Annotated in this window: 10 protein-coding genes; 7 read left to right on the top strand and 3 right to left on the bottom strand. The window is 58.7% G+C overall.

Annotation, left to right across the window (positions count from 1 at the left end; genetic code table 11):
- Window positions 1-37: 37 nt before the first annotated feature.
- The 5 genes from ABDK11_RS18195 to ABDK11_RS18175 all read left to right on the top strand — a co-directional run bounded on the left by ABDK11_RS18195 (window position 38) and on the right by ABDK11_RS18175 (window position 4,858).
- Window positions 38-1,729 (top strand): RHS repeat-associated core domain-containing protein, encoded by a 1,692-nt coding sequence (locus ABDK11_RS18195; RefSeq protein ID WP_346837946.1) that lies wholly within the window; start codon window positions 38-40, stop codon window positions 1,727-1,729.
- Entirely contained in the window at window positions 1,720-2,085 is a 366-nt protein-coding gene (locus ABDK11_RS18190) for a hypothetical protein (protein WP_346837945.1), read from the top strand. Before ABDK11_RS18195 ends, ABDK11_RS18190 begins: the two co-directional genes overlap by 10 nt.
- A 520-nt stretch (window positions 2,086-2,605) precedes the next feature.
- Window positions 2,606-3,295 (top strand): transposase, encoded by a 690-nt coding sequence (locus tag ABDK11_RS18185; RefSeq protein ID WP_346837944.1) that lies wholly within the window; start codon window positions 2,606-2,608, stop codon window positions 3,293-3,295.
- A gap of 483 nt (window positions 3,296-3,778) precedes the next feature.
- A complete protein-coding gene (locus tag ABDK11_RS18180) occupies window positions 3,779-4,270 on the top strand; it encodes an NYN domain-containing protein (RefSeq protein WP_346837943.1) in 492 nt (163 codons plus the stop codon).
- A 36-nt stretch (window positions 4,271-4,306) separates the two neighbouring features.
- Window positions 4,307-4,858: a DsrE family protein gene (locus tag ABDK11_RS18175; protein WP_346837942.1), complete on the top strand. Its 552-nt coding sequence runs from the start codon at window positions 4,307-4,309 to the stop codon at window positions 4,856-4,858.
- 80 nt (window positions 4,859-4,938) lie between these two features.
- Here the strand turns inward: ABDK11_RS18175 and ABDK11_RS18170 are convergent, their stop codons facing one another.
- Window positions 4,939-5,751, bottom strand: a complete 813-nt coding sequence (locus ABDK11_RS18170; protein WP_346837941.1) for a DUF2884 family protein — start codon at window positions 5,749-5,751, stop codon at window positions 4,939-4,941.
- Between the two features lie 204 nt (window positions 5,752-5,955).
- Between ABDK11_RS18170 and ABDK11_RS18165 the strand changes: the two genes are divergently transcribed.
- Both ABDK11_RS18165 and ABDK11_RS18160 read left to right on the top strand, forming a co-directional pair.
- On the top strand, window positions 5,956-8,352 hold the full coding sequence (locus tag ABDK11_RS18165) for a zinc-dependent metalloprotease (RefSeq protein ID WP_346837940.1): 2,397 nt from the start codon (window positions 5,956-5,958) through the stop codon (window positions 8,350-8,352).
- A 708-nt stretch (window positions 8,353-9,060) separates the two neighbouring features.
- On the top strand, window positions 9,061-11,649 hold the full coding sequence (locus ABDK11_RS18160; RefSeq protein WP_346837939.1) for a TonB-dependent receptor: 2,589 nt from the start codon (window positions 9,061-9,063) through the stop codon (window positions 11,647-11,649).
- 110 nt (window positions 11,650-11,759) lie between these two features.
- Here ABDK11_RS18160 and ABDK11_RS18155 read toward each other — a convergent pair whose 3' ends face one another.
- Together ABDK11_RS18155 and ABDK11_RS18150 are read right to left on the bottom strand one after the other, a co-directional pair.
- A complete protein-coding gene (locus tag ABDK11_RS18155) occupies window positions 11,760-12,914 on the bottom strand; it encodes a histidinol-phosphate transaminase (protein WP_346837938.1) in 1,155 nt (384 codons plus the stop codon).
- A gap of 94 nt (window positions 12,915-13,008) precedes the next feature.
- On the bottom strand, window positions 13,009-13,833 hold the full coding sequence (locus ABDK11_RS18150; RefSeq protein ID WP_346837937.1) for a sulfite exporter TauE/SafE family protein: 825 nt from the start codon (window positions 13,831-13,833) through the stop codon (window positions 13,009-13,011).
- Window positions 13,834-14,010 lie beyond the last annotated feature (177 nt).

The raw sequence follows: 14,010 nt of genomic DNA, 5'->3' as shown, positions 1-14,010 counted from the left end.
TAAATAATCGGGGTCAGAGTAAAATTTTGACGCGTCCATGAACACGGAGACCTACACTTACGACGCCTTGAATCGTCTCGACTACAGCAGCAGAACCAATGGCCCCGCAATCGACTACGACTACGATGCCATCGGCAACCTGCTGAAGAAGGACGACTTCGCCACCAGCTACGACTACGCAGGCGGTAGTACCGGCGGGCCCAGTGCGGTCAAGAGTGTCGCCCTGATCGGCGGTGGTAGCGTTGGCTATTGCTATGATGCCAACGGCAACCGCATCGGCGAAGCCGCAGGCGGAAGCTGTTCACCGGGCAGCAACCAGAATATCTGGTACAACGCCTTTAACAAACCACTGCATATCAGCCGCAATGGCACCGATCTGTACTTCTCCTACGGCGCCGACCAGAAGCGCTACAGGCAGATCAACCAGACCTCGGGCAAGACAACGGTCTATATCGACAAGTTGTTCGAGCGTATCAGCGGCGGCGGGGACACCAGGTACCGACACTATATTGACGATATTGCCGTGGTCACCAACACCTCGGGCGCCAGCGGCACCAGTTACGCCGTCGGCTTTACCCACTGCGACCGCCTGGGGTCGACGGTAGCCATTGGTGATGAGTCGGGCAACCTGAAGGAAACCCACAGTTTCGATCCGTTCGGCAAGCCGCGCCAGGGGAATATCCTCGACAAGGCGGTGCCAACGCTGGAGAGCAGCTTCACCACCCGGGGCTTTACGGATCACGAGCATCTGGATGATGTCGAGTTGATTCATATGAATGGGCGGGCTTATGATTACAATCTTGGGCGGTTCCTGTCGGTTGATCCGGTTGTTCAGGCGCCGGGGAATAGTCAGTCGCTGAATCCTTACAGCTATATAATGAATAATCCGCTCGCCGGTACCGATCCCTCGGGTTATACGGGGTGCGCTGCTTCCAGGCTGGCAAGTATCTGCGGTAATTTGCCAACGGCGAATTGGGGTGGAAGCGTAACCGATATGGCTAGAAAGAATCATGCTGTGTCGGCACAAGGTAATGGGTTTAATAATCAAGCAATAAATAATGCGCTATCTAAAGCAAAAATACCTGGGGCTGCCTCGGAAAAATTGTCTCTTGGTGCGCGAGAGAATGTGCAGCAGGTAAAAGATGCTAGTGGGCAGAGTGGTGATTCGGCTGATCCAATTAAAGGTGACAGCGCATTTATGCTTGCAAGCAATGACAATGAGGTTGTTATGCGAGCGGCTATATCCAGTGAGAAAAGGCAAGAAAGCCTGCGAGTTGCACAAGAGGGGAGCGGGTTCTGGGATAACCCCGGTGCTCACCTATGGTCACCGAGCCAGGGAGTCGTTGACGCCGCAACGGGCTTTGGTGATGGAGTTTTTTGGGCTATCACGTTGGGGAACGTATTTGGGTATGGGGCCAGCTTTTCTGAAATAAGGGAGTTTATTGGTGCTGGCGGCGGGGATCAGGGATCCGCCTTATATCAAGGTAGTTTTGTAGCGGGGGCTGCTACTGGAACAATAGCTACTGCGGGAGCATTAAATAATAAATTCAGATTTGTGACGACTGACGCACCTCATAAAGGATTGGGTCCACACCTGCATTACGGTCCGAAATGGCCAGGCTCTCAGCATCCAAGGTATCATTTTGGCCCAAGAAACCCCAATTTCGGAAAAGGGGGGTTCAACTGGAAAGATTGGTGGAATAACGGAAGACCTTGGCGATGGAAATAGACTTTAGATATTTAACGAATGCATCAATTTCATTTGATGATGCTAGCACATTAAAAGAAGGCGAACACTTTGACGCTTTCTGCCAAATATTTTGCGGCATGCTTAGGGATATTGGTTTTTTGGCTGACGAGATTGAATTGTGTGTATCTAGGCCCATTGATTTTTCCCTTTATGTTATGGACAAGAAAGAAAAAAACCATTACATTATTGATTCCGAACTTTTTTCTAAAAATCTACGATCCTTTGCTAAAGATCTATACATGTCAGATAGCTTTGAATTTAGATTAATTGCAGGTGAATATACATTCACTTTGAGCGCTGATCCAATTTACTTTGGAATTAAGAGACAAAGCTAAGTTCAGTAAGCTCTGGTCCTACGCCAGAGCTCTGACATTAGGGTACGACGACGGTTGTCCCCTTATGCACAAGAGGGGCTGACCCAAGACCAAATCAATAATATGTCGCCTGCCGACCTCTTGAAGTATTTTGGAGGAACGGTTATTCAAAATGGTGACGGTCAAAGTCTTTACTTCGGCCCTGATAGCAGTATGTCTCAATTATTTAGCCAAGGAGAACGGTTGTTTCTGGACACCCACACAAAGCCCCGCTGGTGATCCCGGCGGGGCTTTGTTGTTGTGGGCAATCAAGCCTGCTTCTTCAGCTTGGCATTCTCGATAAAAGTATCGATCACCTGAATCACCTGCCGCTTGGTGGCGGCGTCTAACTTCTCAATTTGCTGCATCCGCCGCAGGAATAATCGGGGTCAGAGTAAAATTTTGACGGAATAATCGGGGTCAGAGTAAAATTTTGACGCATAATCCCACTTATACGCAGTTTACTTATCTAAGCTAAAGCCAAAAGTTCAAGGAGGAACTTATGGCCCGTTTACCCCGCCTCGCCCCGGTCGGAATCGCCCAGCACGTCATTCAGCGCGGCAACGACCGGCAGCCGTGTTTTTGTTGTGAAGATGACTTCATCGCCTATGCCGGTTGGCTCCGCGACTATGCCGACGAGTATCGGGTCGAGGTGCATGCCTGGGTCTTTATGACCAACCATGTTCATCTGCTGGTGACACCACGGCAAGAAGATGCCGTGGCCAGGATGATGCAAGCGCTGGGGCGCATGTACGTGCGCTATTTCAATCGTGCCTACCGGCGTTCGGGTACTTTGTGGGAGGGGCGCTATAAGTCCTGCCTGGTACAGTCGGAAGAGTATCTGTTGCAGTGCTATCGCTATATAGAACTGAATCCTGTCCGGGCCAATATGGTTTTCGATCCCGCCGATTACTATTGGTCCAGTTATACGAGCAATGCGCTGGGCAAAAAGTCAAGCCTGCTGGTGCCGCATCCCGAGTATCTTCGGTTGGGACGCTATCCCAAACAGCGTCGGGAGCGCTATCGTGCGTTGTTTTCAGGTCACGTTGATCAACAGCTTACCGAGGATATTTCGTCCGCGGTCAATAAAGGCTTGGCATTGGGCAGTGATCATTTCAAGGAAGAGATAGAGAGGCAGTATCGGCGGCGGGTCATGCCAGCGGTGGCTGGGAGGCCGCGACTTGACCTGTAGGGTAGGTCATATTGTCGACTGCGCCTGTATGTTGACGGGAGGGTTAATTATGATTTCTCTGGTCCAGATTCCGGACTATGGACCAGGCTTGAAATCCCAAGACACCTATAACCTTTTGCAGGCCATTGGGTGGTTGCTGAGTGTATCACCATCGTAATGGAGTTAGCGTAAAATTTTGTTTATAACCAGTCACGTACACCTGCTGGTCAAGCCCAAATTTGCTGGTGGTGAAAGCAGTATGGGTCATATTTCCAGTGCCAACTCGACGCAAAGATGATCGATGAAATCCGCCAGTCAGTGAATAAAGACTTGGCGCTGGGGAACGAGAAGTTTAAGCGAGCGCTGGAATCCCGATTTGATCGGCGTGTTACAGAGTCTCCGTTGGGGCGGCCTCAAATTAAGCGAATCTTAGATATAGGTTTTCGTGCCATAATGTTGGGCTGATCCTATTTCCTCCCAATTCCGCCACTTCCAGATAAAACCATGCCAACTCGCGTAGCCATACTGGTCGACGTCCAGAACATCTACTACACCACCCGCCAGGTCTACGGGCAAAATTTCGATTACAACGCCTTCTGGGCGCAGGTAACCGGTGGTCGCGAGGTGACGCGCGCCATTGCCTATGCCATCGACCGGGGCGATGAGAAGCAGCGCCAGTTCCAGAATATCCTGCGGGCGATCGGTTTCGAGGTGAAGCTGAAGCCGTATATCCAGCGCGCGGATGGCTCTGCCAAGGGCGACTGGGATGTGGGTATTACCATCGATGCGCTGGAGTGTGCCGCGGATGCGGATGTACTGGTGCTGGCCTCCGGTGATGGCGACTTTGATATGCTGGTGGAGCGGATTCGCACGAAATACGGTATTGTTGTCGAGGTCTACGGGGTTGCGAAGCTCGCGGCCCGATCACTTCAGCGCGCGGCGTCGCGATTCTTCCCGATCGATGACGCGCTTCTGCTGAAAAATACCCGCCAATAAGGCGAAAGATTACTATCGACCAATGAGGGGATCACGATGCTTACCTCGAACAGGCTTTTCCTGCCACTGAAGCTGTGCCTCGTCGCTCTGCTGCTGCCGGGGTTGGCTGGCGCCGCCGAGTTCACCCCGGGCCCGGTGATCAAAGGCTTCGGCGCAGTCGCGGATGTGAAACAAACCCATCCCCTCAAAGGGGACGAACACTTCAAGGTGGTGTTCAATGCCACCCAGCAGGGTGAGGGAGACAAGGTCAACCGCAAGTTCGACAGCCTGGCCCGCTTCCTCAATATGCAGGCGCGCGCCGGGGTGAAGCCCGAGCAGGTAGAGCTGGCGCTGGTGGTGCACGGCAAGGCGAGTTTTGATCTGCTGACGAATGCGGCGTACCGCAAGAAATTCCAGCGCGACAACCCCAACGCGCCGCTGATCGCCGAGCTGTTCAAGCACAAGGTGCGCATCATTCTGTGCGGGCAGGCGGCTGCGGCCCACGGGATCGAGGCGAAGGACCTGTTGCCCGGCGTGGAAGTGGCGCTGTCGGCGATGACCGCCCACGCGCTGTTGCAGCAGCAGGGCTATACACTGAACCCGGGCTGATCGGGCTTCTTCCGGGCAATTAAAAAAGGCCGCAGAAGCGGCCACGCTGGGGGGCGAATCGGTAGATCCGGTTTGCCGGTCTATTCGTCTGCGCTGTCGCGGTCGGGATTCATCTCGACAATGTCGTAGGGCGCCAGTGCGGGGATTGCGGTGTGAATCTCGCGCTCGGTTGCATCAACAGCCTGTAATTGGGTGCAGAGGCCCTGGACATTCTTCTCCAGCACCTTGCCCTTGGCTTCCATTTTCTCTTCCACTTTCTGTGCCGCGGCTTCCGCCTGGGAGTCGATGCTGGCGCCGCCGGTCAGCGCGGCCTTGAGCGCGAACCAGGCGATATTGCCGGCGGACTTCATCGCCAGTTTCTCGATGCGCGGTTCCAGGTCCTTGTCGACGGTTTCCTCGATAAAGTCGTCGATCTGTGGATCGCCGAGGGTGTAGATCTCGTCCTTGCCGCGGAAGCGCTGCTCGGCGCGGCGGTGAATCTCGGCAGACATCTGCTCGACTTCCAGGGTGTCTTCATGATCGGCACCGGCCAGGGTTGCCAGGGCAATATTGACCCCCTGCAGGGCCAGTTCCACCGCATCCATTGAGATATCGGTAAGCTGGCGCCCGGCCACGTGCAGCTGGCCGCGATAGCGTTGCACCAGCGCCTGCTGCTCGGCATTCAGGGGCACGACCTTGCCGTCAACGACCAGTTGGTCCGGAGCGAGGAAGGCAAACAGCGGCTTCTTGGAGCCATCCTCCTGATATGCGGCCATGGAATCCGGACCGACACGCAGCTGGTAATGCAGATCGGCGCTGCACTCGCTGTCGCTATCGATATTCAGGTTGATACCGTGGGCAAGGGCCGGGCCGCTGGCGACCAGGGCGGCGGCAATAGCTAGGGGTTTCCACATGGGTCCGGTTTCTCTTTTGGTGTTCTTGGCAATAGGACGCACGCCGGAGGCGCAGCGGATGCAGCATCGGAAAATTTTTTCCCGGTTATTTTGTGATCAGTCGGGTGGTCTGCTGCGTCTCCCCGTTTCCCTTTAGTGGTAACCTAGCCCGCTGCACCCTCGCAACTGCTGGTGCGATATAAATCGAATAAACGGGGGAGGACCATGCGAACAATCAGACTACTGGTCGGCGCTCTGCTGCTTTTGCTGTGCGCGGCGGCCGGAGCCAAAACCATCACCGAATATACCGCCGGAATGGAGAAGCATCCCGGCTTCCAGCCCTACTACTGGGACGACAACAGCGGCCACATCTATCTGGAGATCGCCGACTTCGATCGGGAGTTCCTGCTGCTGACCGGTCTCGCCCAGGGGCTGGGCTCCAACCCGGTGGGGCTGGACCGCAACCAGGTCGGCGACAGCCGGCTGGTGCAATTCCAGCGGGTGGGCGACAAGGTGCTGCTGCACCAGCTGAACCTGCAATACCGCGCGCAGTCCGACAACGCGGCCGAGCGCCGCGCGGTGGCCGAAGCCTTTGCCACCTCGGTGCTGTGGGGTTTCCCGGTGCTGGCCCGCGAGGGCGAGCGCGCGCTGGTGGATTTCACCCCGTTCCTGCTGTCCGATCAGCATGGCGTGGCCCAGTCACTGAAGGCCACCGACCAGGGCAGCTACAGCGTCGATGACTCCCGCTCGGCGGTGTACCTGCCGCGCACCAGGAACTTCCCGCAGAACAGCGAGTTCGAGGCGCGGCTGACCTTCAGCGGCGGTGCGCCCGGCAACTACCTGCGCGAGGTGGTGCCGACCCCGAGCCTGGTCTCCCTGCGCCAGCACATCTCGCTGGTACAGCTGCCGGACGACGGTTACACACCGCGACGCTTCCACAGCCGCAGCGGCTACTTCCCACTGCAGTACCGCGACTACGCCAGTGCCATCGACCAGCCGCTCGACCAGCGCTTCATCTACCGCCACCGGCTGCAGAAAAAGCCGGGTAGCGACGAACCGGTGAAGCCGATCGTCTACTACGTGGATGCGGGCGTGCCGGAACCGGTGCGCAGCGCCTTGATCGAGGGCGCCAGCTGGTGGGAGCAGGCGTTCGAGGCAGCCGGTTACAAGAACGCGTTTCAGGTGAAGGTGCTGCCAGCAGATGCCGATCCGCTCGATGTGCGCTACAACGTGATCAGCTGGGTGCACCGCTCCACCCGCGGCTGGTCCTACGGCGCCGGCATTGCCGATCCGCGCACCGGCGAGATCATCAAGGGCAACGTCACCCTCGGCTCGCTGCGCGTGCGCCAGGACTACCTGATCGCGCAGGGGTTGCTGCAGCCCTACGGCGACAACAAAGCGGACACTGAAGCGCTCAAGCAGCTGGCGCTGGCGCGCATCCGCCAGCTAGCCGCGCATGAGGTGGGGCACACCCTGGGGCTGGCGCACAACTTTATCGCCAGCACCGAGGGGCGCGCCTCGGTGATGGACTACCCGGCGCCGCTGGTGACGCTGCGCGGTATGGACCTCGGCCTCAAGGACGCCTACGCCACCGGTATCGGCGCCTGGGACAAGCTGGCGATCCGTTACGGCTACGGCGATGCCGGCGGCGACGAGGCCGGCTACCTGGCGTCGGTCATCGATGCCGCCAGGCAGCAGAAACTGCGCTTTATCTCCGATCCGGATTCCCGCTCGATCAACAATGCCCACGCCGATTCCCACTTGTGGGACAACGGCAGCGATCCGCTGGCGGAGTTCCAGCGTATGGCCAAGCTGCGCCGCTACGCCCTGGATCACTTCTCCCCCGCCGCCAATCCGCAGGGCGCGCCGCGCTCGTCGCTGGAGGAGACGCTGGTACCGGTCTACTACGGCCACCGCTACCAGGCTGAGGCGGTCGGCAAGCTGATCGGCGGGCTGGATTACGACTACCTCTATAACGATGCCGCGCCGGAGAGCTACACCATGGTGGCGCCTGAGCGCCAGCAGCAGGCCATCGATGAACTGCTGTCGACGCTGACGCCGGATTTCCTGGCGCTGCCGGAACCGGTGCTGCAACTGCTGCCGCCCAAGGCGTACGGCTACGGCCGCACCGACGAGAGCTTCCCGGCTTACACGGGTGTCGCTTTCGATGCGGTGGCGCTGGCCGAGGCGGCCGCCGGCCATACGCTGTCGATCCTGCTGGACCCGGAGCGCGCCGAACGCATGGTGCAGCAGCATGCGCGCCGCGGCGACGAGCCGGGCTTCGCGGCACTGCTGGAACGGCTCAACCGCGAGGCCCTGGCGGCAAACAAGTACCGCGGCCTGCAGGCGACGATTCACCAGCGGGTCAACTACGTGTACCTGCACCAGTTGATGCTGCTGGCGGAAGACAAGGGCGCGGCGGAGCCGGTGCGCGCCGCCGCCAACCTGGAGCTGGCCAAGTTCCAGCAGGCGGTGGGCGGTATGAAGCTGTTCGGTGACGATGCCGACGGCTACAACGCTCACTACTACTTCCAGGCGCGCCGTATTGCCGCGTTTATGGACGGCAAGCTGCAGGTGCAGGCCGGTGACCTGAAACAGATGCCGCCGGGCTCGCCGATCTGACTCCTGGCCATTGACCCGGCAAGCAAACTTTCGCAGATGCCGCGCGCGGCATCTGCGGCCCTGAAAGATTGGATTGCCGGGTCAATGACAAGGGCCATCCGCGGTCTTTGTCATTGCCCCGCCGAACGCCCCCTCTCTCAAACCTCAAGGCTGTCGTGTGGCCCGCACCGTGCGCACTGTCGCGAGGCGCGCGCAGTTTTTCCGTGGCGCGAATAATCCTGTCCTGCGCCAATGTTGGGCGGAGTGATTTCTCTATTTCGGCGCACGCGCTCAGACGTCGCCGCGGTTACTGCACTATGCCAAAGCACAGTCCCGCTCCGTGTTGCGCGGACGCGGCGCACTGCGCGGATGAACTTTTCCATACTCGTGCCTCGTTCTGCATCAGGAAATTTTCCGCGGTGGAAAAATAAAAATCTAAATTTTCCCAATACTTAGCTCTGGCGGCAGTCTTTAAGCAGCGACGCTCTTACTGTGCTGCGCCGCATCGCTGATGCTCTGACTTAATCCTCCCCGCCAGCGTATGGCATACATATTGCTCCTTCACTAGTGGGGTGTCGCGTTCCGTGGCGCCCCGGGAAACCTTCACTGTTTTCAAAAAGAAAGAAGCTGCCGCGCACCACAAGTGCGCGCGTGGCGACACAACACAATAGTTTGAATCGATGTACCCGGGGTTTTGACGATAAATAGCTAATAGCTAAGGGGCAGGCTATGAATACCAAGCTGACAGCAATCAGTTGTGCCGTAATTACCGCGATCAGTGGTGGTCCGCTGGCGATAGCGGATGATCTGGAGGAAGTGTCGGTCACCGGCGTGCGCGGCAAGCCGCGTTCGGTTTCAGACTCACCGGTGCCGGTGGATGTGTTCGGCGCAGAGAGCCTTGAGTCGGTGTCCTATACCGACACCAACGACGTGCTGAAAACACTGGTTCCCTCCTACAATGTGTCGCGCCAGCCAATCAGCGACGGCGGCACCTTTATTCGGCCGGCGCAACTGCGCGGTATGCCGACGGACAAGACGCTCGTGCTGGTCAACTCCAAACGCCGTCACCGCGCGGCGCTGGTGGAAATCGGCGGATCCGGCACCCAGGCCGCCGACATCGCCACGATTCCCAGCTCTGCACTCAAGTCGGTGGAAGTGCTGCGCGATGGCGCCGCGGCCCAGTATGGTTCCGATGCCATCGCCGGCGTGATCAATTTCATTCTCAAGGATAACGCCGAGGGTGGCGAGTTCAGTGTCAGCAGCGGGCAGTACAGCGAGGGTGACGGCCTGCAGACCACTGCGAGCGGTAATATCGGCCTGCCGCTGGGCAGTGATGGCTTCCTGAGTATTTCCACCGAGGTGTCCAAATCGGAATTTACCTCGCGCTCGGAGCAGTACTGCGAAACCTGGTTCTGCCTCGACAAGAATAATCCGCTGTACGACCCCAGCGCCGGGTACGCCCGGTACACCGAAGACGACGCCTTTATGGCTGGCAGCAAAACGGCCTCGCTGGAGAGCGACGTGGTCAACCCGTGGGGCCAGCCCAATAGCAAGGCGGCGCGGCTGTTTTTTAACGCCGGCTACAACCTGTCCGGCGGTTCGGAACTCTACGCGTTCGGTAACTACAGCAGCAGCTCGGCCGACGGTGGCTTTTACTACCGTTACCCGGGCAATGGCACCATCGAAGACCTGCGCACCGAAGATGGCAGCATCTACAGCCCGCTGGAAATTTTCCCCGGCGGTTTCACCCCGCGTTTCTCCGGCGACGTGGCCGATTACTCGCTGGTATCCGGCTGGCGCGGTGAGTGGGGCAACGGCCTCAACTATGATGTCAGTGCCCGCTACGGCTACAGCGAAATTGATTACACGCTGAAAAATACCATCAACCCGTCGCTGGGGCCGGACACGCCCACTTCATTCAAGCCGGGTACTCTCGCCAACGAGGAAACCCAGTTGCAGGCGGATTTCTCGCGCGATTTTGATATCGGCCGTGCGCAGCCGCTGCTGGCCGCCTTCGGTTTCAGCTATATGGACGAGTCCTACGACATCACCGGCGGTGACGCGATGTCCTATGCCGCCGGTCCCTACGCCACCCAGGATCCCTGGGGTTTCTGTAACGCCGACGGTACCGCCACCAGCGCGGGGCTGGGAGTCATCGCTGGCGGCTCCAGTCTCGACTGCGCCAACCCGGACGATCCGGTCTACACCGTGGTCGGGGTCGGCTCCAATGGTTTCCCCGGCTATTCACCGGAATACTCCGGCAGCTACTCGCGCGATTCCTATGCGCTGTATGCAGACTTGAGCACTGATCTGACCGACGACCTGTTCGTGCAGGCAGCGATGCGCTTCGAGGATTATTCGGATTTCGATTCGGAACTGGTGGGCAAGCTGGCGCTGCAGTACGACATCAACGACCACTTGGGTGTGCGCTCCTCGGTGGGTACCGGTTTCCGCGCACCGACACCGGGGCAGCAGGGCACCACCAATGTATCCACACGGCTGCCTAACGGTTTCCCGGTGGCTACCGGCCTGTTCCCGGCCAGCGGCGATGTGGCCGGGGCACTGGGGGCCAAACCCCTCAAGCCGGAAACCTCCACCAACTACACACTGGGCCTGACGGCGGACTGGGAGAAGCTGGCACTGACTGTGGATTTCTACCGCATCGATGTGGATGACCGCACCTATGCGATCTCGACATTGGATGTGTCCACAGACACCGCTTCGGGCGCCGCCTACGACAACTACCTGGCACTGGTGGACGCCGGTGTCGTCGGAGCGGAATCCATCGGTGGTGTCTTCTACTTCACCAATGCGTTCGACACCCGTACCCAGGGCGTGGATGTAGTGGCCACCTATCCGCTGGAGTGGTCCAACGGCGCTACCACCAACCTTACCGCCTCAGTGAACTACAATGCGTCCGAGTTCACTTCGGACCCCAGCGAGTACCTCAATGACGAGGACCAGTACGATTTCGAGCACTTCGATCCGAAGCTGCGCGGTGTGCTGAGTGCGATGCAGGAGTTCGGAGATTTCTCCCTGCTGGCGCGCGCCAACTGGTATGGCTCCTACGAGAACTACAACAAAGTGGGCGGGGTTAAACAGGTGCAGGAGTTCGACCCGATTGTCATGGTGGATCTGGAAGGGAAGTACCGCTTTAGCGACGCTACCAGCGTGAGCATGGGCGGGCGCAATATCTTCGACCAGTATCCGGAAAAAGATGCGATCGAGGATTACTGCTGTGGCCGTATTTACTCCTCGGCCACAGTGGTGGACTGGCAGGGCAGTTTTTACTATATGCGCCTGAATCACAATTTCTGAGTGATGTAGATAAAAAAATCCCCGCAGTGCGGGGATTTTTTTTGGCTTGTGGAGTGCGCCGCGCGCACCCTACCTGGTTTGCGGGCAACGGCGTGCCTGGCTTGTGGCTATCACCCGCGCATGCGGTAAAGTACCTTCGGCAGCGCCCTGGTGTACTTCTCCACATCCTCAAGCAACCCCATGCTGACCCGCGACCAGTGGGTGTAATCGCGGTAAATACCGCGAATCAGTACTCTCTCTCTGGCCATTTCCTGGCGGAAGGTTTCCGCATTCAGGTTGCCGAGGTCGACGAACATGAAGTTGGTGACCGATGGCAGTGCGGTGAGGCCGTGCTCCTTGACTGCCGCGCCGACCATTTCCCGCGCCTCCTTGACCTTGCTGCGGCAGAAGCCCATGAACTCGTGGTCTTCGTAGCTGGCAATGGCCGCGGCCAGGCCGGCCTGGTTGAGGCCGTACCAGCCGATACCGAAGCGCTGCATTTCCGCGATGCGTTCGGGCTGCGCAATCAGGTAGCCCACGCGCATACCGGCGAGGCCGTAGATCTTGGAGAAGGTGCGCGCGACGATCACGTCGTGGCCGTCCTTGATCAACGGAATCATGCTGTTGGCTTCACCGCCGTCGGTCAGTTCGTTGTAGGCCTCATCGGCCAGCACGGTGGTCTTTTTCGAGGCTTTGATGCAGAAGCTGCGCATGCGCGCCGGCTCGATCAGCAGGCCGGTGGGATTGTTCGGGTTGGTTACCTGCACCATGGCGATGGAATCGTCGATGGCGTCGTACATGGCGTCCAGGTCGATGGCCATCGACGGCAGTTTCGGCAAACGCTTGATCGTGCCGATATCCTGCACTTCCACCACTTTTGCGGTGGTGTCCCAAAACAGGTCCGGGCCGAGGATATTGCCTTTGTGTCCGGCGACGATAGCGGCGGCGGTGAGGCCGGCGCTGGAGCCGGAGCCGAGTACCACGTGATCGGGTGTCAGCCCGTGACGTTCGGCGATCATGGATTTCAGTTTCATCACACTGTCGCTGACATAGTAGGCGCCCTTCTGGCTCGCCTGCATGATCGCTTTCAGTGCCTTGGGGCTGGGCCCGTAGGGGTTTTCGTTGGCATTGAGTTTGGCCACCCCCGGCGCCGGCCCGTACAGTGGCCGTATCGGTGTCGGTGCCTCTGCGGCGGCCCGCGCCAGGCCGCTACCACTGGCGGCGGCCAGTGACAGGGCCGAGGCCGCTCCCCCCAAGAACATTCGCCTGCTGAGTTTCTGCGTCATTATTTTTCCCCTGATTGTTGAAGGAACCTCACAAACAAGCACGTCTCCGCACAGGTGCTGCGCGGAGACGGACTATTCGCTTATCGCCGCGCGATCAACTGATGGTCTTGGCGTACATGGTGATGGAAACCAGCACCAGGTAGAGGCCAAACAGGCGCTTCAGGTTGACCTCGTCGAGACTGTGCGCCCAGCGCGCACCGATCGGTGCGGAGATCACTGAAAATGCGGAGATGGCCAGCAGTGCCGGGATATTGATGTAGCCGATCGAGCCGAACGGCAGGTCCGGCTCGTGCAGGCCCATGATCAGGAAGCCGATGGCGCCCGGTAGCCCGATCAGGAAGCCGATGCCGGCAGCAGTTGCCACGGCCTGGTGCACCGGCCTGTTGCACAGCACCATGGTCATCACCGTTATGGTGCCGCCGCCGATACCGAGCAGCGAAGAAAAGCCGCCGAGAAAACTTGCCAGCGATGCCCGCGCCATCCCGGTGGGCATGGTCAGCCGGCCCTTGAAGCGATCGAACAGGTGCGGGAACAGGAAGTAGATGGAGTAGACCAGTACGCCGGTGGCGAACACCACAATCAAGTTGCGGCTCTCGGTAAACGAGGCGATATAGAGCCCCGCCGCCACACCCAGTAGCACCCAGATGGACCAGTCGCGCAGTACCTTGAAGTCCACTGCCCCGCGGCGGCTGTGGGCCTGCACCGAGCGCGCCGAGGAGATCACGATCGAGGCCAGCGAGGTGCCCACCGCCACGCGCATGATTTCATGGGTGCTGTTGGGGAGAAACGGAAATACCGCCAGCAGTGCCGGCACCACCACAAACCCGCCGCCGTTGCCAAACAGTCCCGAAGTGATGCCGGCAATCAACCCGGCACAGCACAGCAGGAGAATAAATAGTGTTATGTCGTGAATACTCATGCGGCCCCCTGATCATTATTAGATTTCTCGAGGGAATGCCGGCTGCGGTGGTATATCGCCGCAACCCGGCGAAACTCGAGTTCGCAGTTGCCTGATGGATCGAGGGGATTGTCTCTGCGGGCACTTCACTCCCCTGTACAGAGGAGATAAAGCATTAACTGTGCCAAAGTCCGGGTG

Source organism: Microbulbifer sp. SAOS-129_SWC, from assembly GCF_039696035.1.
Classification (GTDB): domain Bacteria; phylum Pseudomonadota; class Gammaproteobacteria; order Pseudomonadales; family Cellvibrionaceae; genus Microbulbifer.
Note: the sequence above shows the minus strand (reverse complement) of the source record. Positions and strands in the feature narration are given on the sequence as shown.

Excerpts from the sequence above, each read along its gene's own strand:
- ABDK11_RS18195 (WP_346837946.1), top strand. The coding sequence starts at position 38 with ATGAACACGGAGACCTACACTTACGACGCCTTGAATCGTCTCGACTAC.
- ABDK11_RS18190 (WP_346837945.1), top strand. The coding sequence starts at position 1,720 with ATGGAAATAGACTTTAGATATTTAACGAATGCATCAATTTCATTTGAT.
- ABDK11_RS18185 (WP_346837944.1), top strand. The coding sequence starts at position 2,606 with ATGGCCCGTTTACCCCGCCTCGCCCCGGTCGGAATCGCCCAGCACGTC.
- ABDK11_RS18180 (WP_346837943.1), top strand. The coding sequence starts at position 3,779 with ATGCCAACTCGCGTAGCCATACTGGTCGACGTCCAGAACATCTACTAC.
- ABDK11_RS18175 (WP_346837942.1), top strand. The coding sequence starts at position 4,307 with ATGCTTACCTCGAACAGGCTTTTCCTGCCACTGAAGCTGTGCCTCGTC.
- ABDK11_RS18170 (WP_346837941.1), bottom strand. The coding sequence starts at position 5,751 with ATGTGGAAACCCCTAGCTATTGCCGCCGCCCTGGTCGCCAGCGGCCCG.
- ABDK11_RS18165 (WP_346837940.1), top strand. The coding sequence starts at position 5,956 with ATGCGAACAATCAGACTACTGGTCGGCGCTCTGCTGCTTTTGCTGTGC.
- ABDK11_RS18160 (WP_346837939.1), top strand. The coding sequence starts at position 9,061 with ATGAATACCAAGCTGACAGCAATCAGTTGTGCCGTAATTACCGCGATC.
- ABDK11_RS18155 (WP_346837938.1), bottom strand. The coding sequence starts at position 12,914 with ATGACGCAGAAACTCAGCAGGCGAATGTTCTTGGGGGGAGCGGCCTCG.
- ABDK11_RS18150 (WP_346837937.1), bottom strand. The coding sequence starts at position 13,833 with ATGAGTATTCACGACATAACACTATTTATTCTCCTGCTGTGCTGTGCC.